This window comes from Anaerolineales bacterium, assembly GCA_022866145.1.
In the GTDB taxonomy this organism is placed as follows: Bacteria; Chloroflexota; Anaerolineae; order Anaerolineales; family E44-bin32; genus PFL42.
The window spans coordinates 1-9,631 of record JALHUE010000272.1 but is presented as its reverse complement, the minus strand read 5'-3'; the positions used below and the strand labels follow the sequence as shown (position 1 = coordinate 9,631).

The following is a 9,631-nucleotide window of genomic DNA, read 5'->3' as shown; positions in this document are numbered from 1 at the left end:
GGCGCTCTCGTAGCCGGCCTCCGTCAGCAGGCTGAGCACCCGCTCCGACAAGCCTACCTGATCAAGGCCGACCTGATGGGCGCTGGCCGGAATGCCCTCGCGTACCGCCGCCAGGCGCTCCAGATACGCCATGCGGCGGGCGCCGCGCCGCGATTCGAGATGGCGCTGGAGGCGCTCGACGAAGCTCGTCAGCACCTGGTATTCCTCCGGGGTGACCGGACGGTTCTCGTCCTTCTTGGCCAGGATAGCATCGACCTGGGTCACGAGCTCGGACAGGCGATCGGAGGCTTCCAGGAGTGCGGGTTCGCGCTCGACCTGGGCCCGCGATTCCGTCGCGGCTTCGACCAGACTCTTGATGTCGATGCGCCAGCCGGTCAGCCGCGCCCCCAGCCGAGCGTTGACCCCGGCCCGGCCGATGGCCAAGCTTAGCTGGTCTTCGGGCACGACCACCAGCGCCGTGCGGCCCCTCTCCGGGTCCTCATCCAGGTACACCCCGGAGACCCGAGCCGGGCTCAGAGCTTTGGCGATGAACAGCGCCGAGTCGGAGTCCCAGGGGATGACATCGATGCGCTCATCGTTCAGATCGCGCACGATCGACTGAATGCGCACCCCGCGCAGGCCGACGCAAGCCCCGACCGGATCGACACCATCGCGCAATGCGCTGACGGCTACCTTGGCGCGCTTGCCGGCTTCCCGGGCGATGGCCTTGATCTCGACTAGCCCTTGACTGATCTCCGGCACTTCCATCTCGAGCAGCCGGCGAAGCATGTTGGGATGGGTGCGCGAGACAACGATCACCGGCCCGCGCGAGGATTTGCGGACTTCGAGGACGTACACTCTCACCCGGTCTCGGACGCGGAATGACTCGCCTGGGATCTGCTGGTTGCGCGGCAGGATGGCCTCGGCCCGTCCCAGCCCGACGCTTACGGCTTGAGCCGTGATCGAGTGCACGGTGCCGTGGACCATGTCGCCTTCGCGATCGATGAACTCCTCGTACTGCGCGTCGCGCTCGGCTTCGCGCAGCCGCTGCAAGATCACCTGCTTGGCCGTCTGAGCGGCAACCCGCCCGAAGTCCTCCGGCGTTGAGTCCACCAACAGTATGTCGTTGAGCTGGGCCTCGGGGTTGGCGGCGCGGGCGGCCTCCAGGTTGACCTCGGTCATCTCGTTCTCGACCGACTCCACGACTTCTTTCTCGGCGAACACCCGAACCACGCCGGTCTCGGAGTCGATCTTGGCTTCAACCGCCTGCTGGGTGGAGGCATTGACGGCCCGCCGGTAGGCAGAGACCATCGCCGCTTCCACGGCCTCCATCACGGTTTCACGGGAGAGCCCGAAACGCTCGGTGATCTCGTTGAATGCCAGCGAAAACTCGCTCTTCATCTTAGCGCCATCCTGCCTTACACGAAGAAAAGTGGGGGCAGCCCACTTTTCACACGAACTTCTTACGGATACGGACGCCCCAATTCTAGCACACCCTCCCCACCCCCGCAAGGGCGAAAGGCCGTGCACGCCGGGCGGGCACCCGCTTGATATGTGGACAATTTTGGTATCCTTGCTGGCTGGCGGGCTCCCCGATCCCGCGCCACCCACCGCAAGCAGGCTCATGAACCGCCGTCTTCATCCTGACCGGGCGTACCTGCCGGCGGCTGCCCTGGTTCGTGGCCAGCCCGGACTGCAACTTGTCCGGGCCGGCAGGCCAGGCGCCGCTCTCGGCATCACCAATCGCGGCGCCGATGCCGAGTGAGACCGCGGCCCCCGCGACGGCCACTGCCGAGCCGGCGCAGGCGATTTCTCCCCCCCGGCGCCCACCGACACCCCTGTCAGCCAAGGCGTGGTGCTCAGCACCAGCGGAGGCAATCTGAACAGCCGTCGTGGCCCTGGCCAGGCGTACGACATCGTCGGATTCCTGTTGAACGGCCAGTCCTCTCCGGGGACCGGCCGCAACGAACCTTCCCCCTGGGTCACCATCGCCATCCCCGACAAGCCGGGTGCCTCAGGCTGGATCTCGGTGGATTCGGGCTATGTCGGCGTGGCCCCTACCGCCGGCGCACTCCAGTCCCTCGGAATCCTCACCGCCGACCCGGCCAAGCTGGCCTACTTGCGCAGCTGCACCCTCCATCCAATGGCGATCGATCCCGGCAGCTTCAGCTCAAGCAGCAGGCGGACACGCCGGATAACCAGAAGCAGGTCAACCCCGGCAAGTATTCCGCCCTCGACCTCAGCCTCGCGAGGCTGAGGCGCGCACCTTCACCGTGAAGGAAGGCCAGACCGAGGAAATCGCCACCGACGGCCCAAGCATCACCCCCGCCTGTGCCTGAGGCTCAAGCGGGGCAGGCCTCAAGAGTCGGCTCTCCCTCCTTGGCGTTCAGGGCGGGGTGGGGCCGTGGCCCACACCCCGCCCTTGCCAAGTTTGCCCCGGATCGCAGCAGTCGGCCAAGCCCCTCGGGCGGCCCCGCCCGGCCAGCCTCAGGCGCCGCGTGCACCTCGACGCGGGGGCATACCCGACAGCCACACCCCTGCCGATCGATCTGCCTATCTCTTCGCGGCGCGACCCCATCCCGCAAGTCTCTTGCACGGGTCAGAGGCAATTGACGCCTGCGCATCCTGCCCGTATGATGTCCCCCGCCAGTTCTTTCCAGCTGAGGTGATCCATGGAAGTTGGCTTGGTTCGGCAGATCGACATCGATGTCGAGATGCAGCAGTCGTATCTCGACTACGCCATGAGTGTGATCGTGGCGCGGGCCCTTCCCGATGCCCGCGACGGACTCAAGCCCGTCCACCGCCGGATTCTGTATGCCATGCACGCCATGGGCATCCGCCCCACGCTGGAATACAAGAAGTCCGCCCGCATCGTCGGTGAGGTCCTCGGCAAGTACCACCCGCACGGTGACATGACTGTCTATGAGGCTATGGCGCGGATGGCACAGGACTTCTCCATGCGCTACCCGCTGATTGACGGCCAGGGTAACTTCGGCTCGGTCGACGGCGACCCGCCCGCGGCCATGCGCTACACCGAGGCCCGCCTGGCGCCGCTGGCGGTGGACATGCTGCTGGCGATCGACAAGGAGACGGTCGACTTCAGCGACAACTTCGACGGCACGCTGTATGAACCCGTGGTCCTCCCGACCGCGGTACCGAACCTGCTGGTCAACGGATCCACCGGGATCGCCGTCGGGATGGCGACTTCGATCCCGCCGCACAACATGACCGAGGTGTGCAACGCCCTGGCCTTCATGCTCGAGAACTGGTCGCGCCTCGAGAAGGTCGGCGTTGAGGACCTGTTGCAGTTCATCCAGGGTCCGGACTTTCCAACCGGTGGCATCATCCTCCAGGAGAAGGGCGACGGTGAGGGGTTGATCGCGGCCTACGCCACCGGCCGCGGCCGGATCGTGGTCCAGGCGAAAGCCCACGTGGAAGAGATGGGCCGGGGACGGACGCGCATCATCGTCACCGAGCTGCCGTATCTGACCAACAAGTCGAGCCTGATCGAACGCATCGCCGAGCTGGCGCGTGGCGGCGATCTGGAAGGTCTCTCCGACCTGCGCGATGAGTCCGATCGGCAGGGTTTGCGCATAGTCCTCGAGCTGGCCAAGACCGCCCAGCCTGAGAAGGTACTAGCGGAACTGTACCGGCGCACGCCGATGCAGAGCACCTTCGGGGTGAACATGCTGGCCCTTGTTGACGGCGAGCCCCGTCTGCTCAGCCTGAAGCAGGCACTGCGCGTCTACCTCGAGCACCGCCTGCAGGTCATCCAGCGCCGCAGCGCCTTCGAGCTGGCCCGAGCCCGCGAGCACGCCCACATCCTCGAGGGCTATCGAGTGGCCCTCGACCACCTGGATGAAGTGATCAAGCTGATCCGGGCCGCGCCGGATACGGAACAGGCCAGGCTGCGCCTGATGAAGCGCTTGATGCTGAGCGACGCCCAGGCGCGGGCGATACTCGAACTGCCACTCAAGCGCCTTTCCGCCCTTGAGCGCAAGAAGATCGAAGAAGACTACCGGGCGACCCAGGCCCGTATCCGCGACCTCGAGGCATTGCTGTCGTCGGAGAAAAAACAGCGCGCAGCCATCATCGAGGAGCTGAACGACTTGAAAAGCCGGTTTGGTGACCGGCGTCTGACGCAGATCTATCAGGCCAAGCGCGGCCGCCAGGGCCGTCAACTGCTGACCGCCGACGACTTGGCGCCAGCCAAGGACACCTGGGTCGTTGTGACGACGGATGGGCTGGTCTCCCGCACTCCGACTGCGCGCCTGCCGCGCCTCGCCGGCCGCAGCACGCCCGCCCTGCTCCTGGGCGCCACTGCCCGCGACACGCTGTACCTGTTCGACCGGCGCGGCCAGGGCTGCGCCCTGGCTGTGCACACCCTCCCGGAGTGCGATGATCCCAAGGATGGCAACGCCGTCGCCGGCGCAACGGCGTTCGGGCCGGGGGCTGATGTTGTCGCCGGGGTCGTGCTCCCTGCCGATCGCTCGCCCTCGGCCCAGGCTCACCTGCTCCTCGGCACCCGCTCCGGCATGCTCAAGAAGACGAGCCTGGAAACCCTGCCCGGCCCGTCGGCAAAGACCTTCCTGGCAATCAACCTCAGCCCTGGGGATGCACTGGGATGGGCCCGACTGACCAGCGGGCAGGACGACCTGGTGCTCATCAGTCGCTTTGGAGCAGGGATCCGTTTCTCCGAGGATGAGATCCGTCCGACCGGACTTGGCGCCGGGGGTGTCCTCGGAATGCGCCTGGAAGATGAGGATTGCGTGGTTGGGATGGATCCTGCCCCAGACAAGTCCGAAGTGCTGCTCGTGACCGACCGCGGGCAGGCCAAGCGGGTCGATCTCGGGCAGTTCCCGCTTCAGCGGCGCAATGGCCGGGGCGTGCGAGCCTGGAAACTCGAGGCGGGCGATGCCGTGGCAGCCGCGGCGGTCGGCTCCCCGGAGGATCGAGCCGTGGTCCACCTTCACAAGTCCGCCGACCGCTCGATCGCTCTCTCGGACGCGCCCCGCCGCACCCGCGGCGGCCGCGGCAAGACGGTGGCTGAGGTTCGCGAAAGCGATCGGGTCGTAGCCCTTACCGTTCCCCAGTCCAGGGCAGCCTCTGTCGAGAGACAAACCCGACCGGCGCAGAAGACGGGTGTGCGTGGTAGGAGTAACAGCCCCACCCGAGCGGCGAGCCGAGGCTCAGCCAGCAGCAAGGCCAAAGGCACCGCTGCGAGATCCAAGACCGGCGGCAGGCCCAGCCCAAGCCAGGCAAAACCCAGGGCAAGACGGGGCAAGACGCCCAAGGCAGCCCAGCCGAAACCCGGCACGCGCAAGCCACCTGCCAAGGCGAAACGCTAGCCTACCGACCGAAGCCCGGCGAGGGCCTCGCGCTCGCCAGTAGCCGTTCGACTCACTGAAGCTAGCCAGTGTAGCCCCGGCGCGCAAACAGCCAACGCCTGGTGCCAGGACTTCTGGCACTGGACCGGAGGTTCAAGGCTCGGAGTCTCCTCGCCCGAGGGTTGGCCCCCGGGCTTGGCCGCGGCCGATGGGCCGTTTGGGGCGCGCAAGGGTGCTGCGCCCACGCCTCACCTCGCAGGTTCGTCAGCCTCGGTCGAGGTCCGGGTCACGCCAAGTCGTGCGTTCAGGGAGCGGCGGAGGGAGTCGGGGTCGCCCCGTCGGGGAGGACGTACAGGATGCGGTTGCTGGCGGTGGTACAGGTGCAGGCCTCGACGGTCTTTGAGCCGCGGGTCATCGTCCCCAGGTAAGGCTCGCTTCCGTCTGCTGCCACCCACCCATCGAGGACAAAGGGCAGCGGTCCCCCGGCCGGAAGCCACTCGCCGTTGTAGCGGCGGGCGATGTGGAAGTGGGTACCCGTCGCCCGGCCACCTTCGCACGACGGATGCCCCAGGCGATCGCCGGCGGTCACCTCTGCACCCAGTGCGATCCGGTCCTGCTCTGCCACGTGGTAGAAGAACAGCACCCATCCGGTCCGGGGATCGCCATCGCCATCGCCATCGAGATCGAGTTCAACAATGGCCTCCTCGCTGCGGGTGACAGTGCCGGCTACAGGTGCGGCGGCCCATTCTCCGGACCAGGCGCAGCCGCCCTCCATCGCCGGCGGCGCGAAATCCAGGGCTCCATTCGGCAGGCCGGGTCCCCAGGACGGATGGGGACCTCCCGTGAAGTCCCAGATCCGATTGGGCAGAAACGGGAGTGCGAGCGCCGGCTGTTCGAGCTGGCCCGGGATCAAATCGACCGCGGCCACAAACGCCGGGGTCCCCCACAGCCTCTGGTAGGTGGCGGCCAGCCCGTTCGGGCCTACCGCCCGCTCGAAGGCCTGCTGCCCCATCATGGACGCAAACAGCTTCTGGATGGCGACTGACCCAGCGTTCTGGTAGGAGTCCGGGCGGGCCAGCAACCCGTCGGCAAGTTCAAAATCGCGCAGGCTGCCAGTTCGCCAGCCGTAGTACCCGTCGTTCACCTGCTCTGCCGCCCAGATCAATTGGCGGTACAGGCCGCGATAGCGGGTGTTCTCATACCCCAGGGGATAGATCAGATCCATCTCGTCCGGGAAGGGCTGGCTGAGCGCCTGAGTCTGATGCTCAAGCAAGGTCAGCAGCAACCTTGGATGCAATGAGTAGTTGCGGGCAACGACATCAATCACATCCCAGGCCGGACGCTCTCTGCGGAAGGCATAGTCGGAAACCGTGCTCAGGAACCCAGGGCGCTTGAGGATCTCCTGCCGGGTGTCGAACCCGACCGCTGTCGGCCCGTTGATGACTTCGCTGTCGGGGAGGCTCTGGAACGGCGTGGTCGTGAGCGGCAGGTAGTAGGCCGGCACCTGGAGCGGCAGCCCCGCCGGTAGGGTCGTGGTTTGGGAAAGGCCGGGATTGGCCTCCAGGATCACGGTGGGAGTGGTGTTGAAGTGGGCTGCTACTACCGGGATCGTATCCCCGCTTTGTGCAACGTACGGCAGCACCTCCCCAGGGGGAAAGGCGCTGCGCGTCGGCAGGGCGGTAGCGACACTGGCGCTCATAACTTCGGGCGTCGGTGAACTCGGGGGCAGCTCTGCCTGCGGGGCGGCGCAACCCCCCAGGTAGGCAGCCAGCACGCTGGCGAGCGCCAACCCTCGATTGAACTCGGGCTGAGTCATCGGCTGATCTGGGTTTCTTGGCTGGCGCAACTGCAAGCTGTGACCACCTGATCGCCCTGGATCAGGGTCCCCTGGTACGGCTTGCTCCCGGCCTGGACCCTCCAGCCGCTGAGCGTGAACGGCAGAGGCCCGTCTGCCAGCACCCACTCCCCGTTGTACTTGCGGGCGATGTGCAGATGGGTCCCCGTGGCGACTCCCCCCTCGCAAGAGGGATGCCCCAGCAGGTCGCCTTCCTCTAGGAAGTCACCCACCTGCACCCGGCCGGCGTCGGCGACATGCAGATAGAGCAGAGTCCAGCCCGTTTGCTCTCGGCCGTCCCCATCCAGGTCGAGCACGACCACGCCGCCTCCGCTGCGCACCACCAGCCCGGGAGCCGCGGCAACGATCCACTCCGAGGAATCGACGCACCCCGGCTGAAGCGATGGCGGGGCAAAATCGATCGCTGCCCAGGCGCTTTCGCGTTCCCACGCACCGTGTGGCCCGCCCGTGTACGCCCAGACGTGTCCGGGCAGAAACGGCAGGATCAAGGCTGGCTGCGCCACCCCGGGTTCGTAGATCTGGAACTCATCCTGGAAGGGATCGCCGAACATGGCAGTGTACGTCCGCATGAACCCTTCGGCGCCGACGCTCTCCGCCCAGGCGGCCGGATCCGGGCTCAGTGAGAAGAAGCGTTGGAGTGCAACCGTCCCAGCATTAAGCGACGGCGCCAGACGCAGGCTGCTGCCATCGCTGAGACTCAGATCCGTCAGGCCGCCCGCCCGCCATCCGTAGTAGCCGTTGCCCAGCTCGTTGGCGGCCCACGTCAGCTGGCGGAACAAGCCCCGGCTATCCGGGCTGCTGTGTCCAAGGGGGAAGTCGGCGGCCTGGCCTGCCGGCCGTTCACTGTCCAGCACCCAGCCTGACTCATACTCTAGCAGCGCCAGCAGGAGGCGCGGGTTCACCGCGTTGTCGCGTGCGACCTGGGCGAGGATCTCGGGGCCTCGCAGCCGGCGCGAGCCGACGTACTCCTGGTATTGGCAGAGAAAGCCGCCCGCCGCGGCACAGAACCCGTCCACGTCGAACTCGGCGGCATTCGGCGAGAAGATCAGCTCGCTGTCTGGGATCAGGCGTTCCGATGGACCGGTCGATGCCAGCCTGCGCGGCAGGATCAGTTGCAGCCCCGGATCCACCAGGCTGTCAGCCCCAGGCAACGCTCCACCTTGAACGACGATGTCCTCCGGCACAACGCCGAAGCGGGCCGCTACGGCCCGCAATGTGTCGCCGGATTGCGAGAGGTACAGGATCTCCTCGGACTCGGAGATCAGCCCGATGGTCGGCGTGGCAGGGAAGGTTGGGGAGGCAACAGGTTCAGCCGGCTCGATGCTTGGCGTCGCCGTGGGGGCGAGGGTCGCCGCAGGCAGAGTCGATGGAGCCTGCTGCGTCGGAAGCGGCGCCGACGGTGTGGCGGCGGTGGGCTCCAACGGCAATCCGCCCGAACCGATCCCCCCGCCGGCAGGAATATCTGCCCGAGCGCAGGCCATGCCCGCCGCCAAGACGGCGAGCGCTGGCGCCAGCCACGATCGAACCCGTGCGGACCGCGCCTGGGGGAGCATACTCATCGGCTGACCTGGTTGTTGTCAATGCGGCAAGAGCAGGCTTCCAGGCTGACATCGCCCCGCTCAAGCCGGCCGTCGTACTCGCGTCCGGCACCCGTTGAGAGCCATCCATCGAGCTTGAAGGGCAGTTCTCCGTCGGCTGGAATCCACTCGCCATTGTACTTGCGGGCGAAGTGCACGTGCGTCCCATCGGACACGCCGCCCTCACAAGAGGGGTGCCCGATCAAGTCGCCAGCCTTCAGAATACTCCCCGCCGCCACACGATCTTGCGACTCAATGTGCATGTAGAGCAGCGCCCAGCCAGTCTGCTCGTAGCCGTCTTGGTCGAGGTCCACGATCACTTCGCCCTGTTCCGACCGCAGCACCAGCCCGGCGGCGGCGGCCGTTACCCACTCGTCCGAGAGGACACAGCCGAGTGCGTTTCCGGGAGGCGCGAAATCCAGGGCCGCCCATGCCGACCCGCTGCCCCAGGCGCTGTGCGGTCCTCCGGTGAAGGACCAGACCTTGCCGTCCTCGAAGGGAAGCTGCAAACCGGGCTGCTCCAACCCCGGCGGAACCAGCGGGTCGAGGGTGATGGCAAACGGGTCCCCAAACAGCGCGGCGTAGGTTCGGACGAATCCTCCGGGCTCGATCGCCACCAACCAGGCGTCGTACGGCAGTAGGCCCGCGAAGAACGTCTGGACGCCTGCGGTGCCGGCATTGATTCCAGGACCCGCCGGAACTGAGCTGCCATCCGGCAGCAGGAAGGGCCCCGCATAGCCGGCGCGCCAGCGGTAGTACCCGGAATTCAGCTGACTGGCGGCCCACGAGAGCTGCGAGAACAGCCCCGTGTGACCTGCACTCACGAATCCCAGCGGGTAAGTGCGATCTACTTCGGATGGGCTGGGGTTGGTCACCCATCCAGATTGGTGTTG

At 66.8% G+C, this 9,631-nt stretch carries 6 protein-coding genes; 2 read left to right on the top strand and 4 right to left on the bottom strand.

All coding sequences use genetic code 11. The annotated features are described in order from the left end of the window. On the bottom strand, window positions 1-1,380 hold a 1,380-nt coding region (gene nusA / locus MUO23_08440; protein ID MCJ7512984.1), incomplete at its 3' end, for a transcription termination factor NusA. Window positions 1,381-1,603: 223 nt separating this feature from the next. Here nusA and MUO23_08435 point away from each other — a divergent pair. Both MUO23_08435 and MUO23_08430 read left to right on the top strand, forming a co-directional pair. Beyond that, window positions 1,604-1,744, top strand: coding sequence for a hypothetical protein (locus tag MUO23_08435; protein MCJ7512983.1), 141 nt, complete (start codon window positions 1,604-1,606; stop codon window positions 1,742-1,744). Window positions 1,745-2,651: 907 nt separating this feature from the next. After that, the gene (locus tag MUO23_08430; GenBank protein MCJ7512982.1) at window positions 2,652-5,327 is read left to right on the top strand and encodes a DNA topoisomerase 4 subunit A; all 2,676 of its coding nucleotides are present in this window, start codon (window positions 2,652-2,654) and stop codon (window positions 5,325-5,327) included. 283 nt (window positions 5,328-5,610) lie between these two features. Here MUO23_08430 and MUO23_08425 read toward each other — a convergent pair whose 3' ends face one another. From MUO23_08425 to MUO23_08415, 3 genes are all read right to left on the bottom strand, one after another. Then, window positions 5,611-7,122 carry a LysM peptidoglycan-binding domain-containing protein gene (locus tag MUO23_08425; GenBank protein ID MCJ7512981.1) on the bottom strand — a complete coding sequence of 504 codons (1,512 nt, stop codon included), beginning with the start codon at window positions 7,120-7,122 and terminating at the stop codon, window positions 5,611-5,613. Then, entirely contained in the window at window positions 7,119-8,582 is a 1,464-nt protein-coding gene (locus MUO23_08420; GenBank protein ID MCJ7512980.1) for a peptidoglycan DD-metalloendopeptidase family protein, read from the bottom strand. Before MUO23_08420 ends, MUO23_08425 begins: the two co-directional genes overlap by 4 nt. A gap of 134 nt (window positions 8,583-8,716) precedes the next feature. Then, window positions 8,717-9,631 (bottom strand): M23 family metallopeptidase (locus tag MUO23_08415; protein ID MCJ7512979.1); only part of this gene is annotated, 915 nt, incomplete at its 5' end.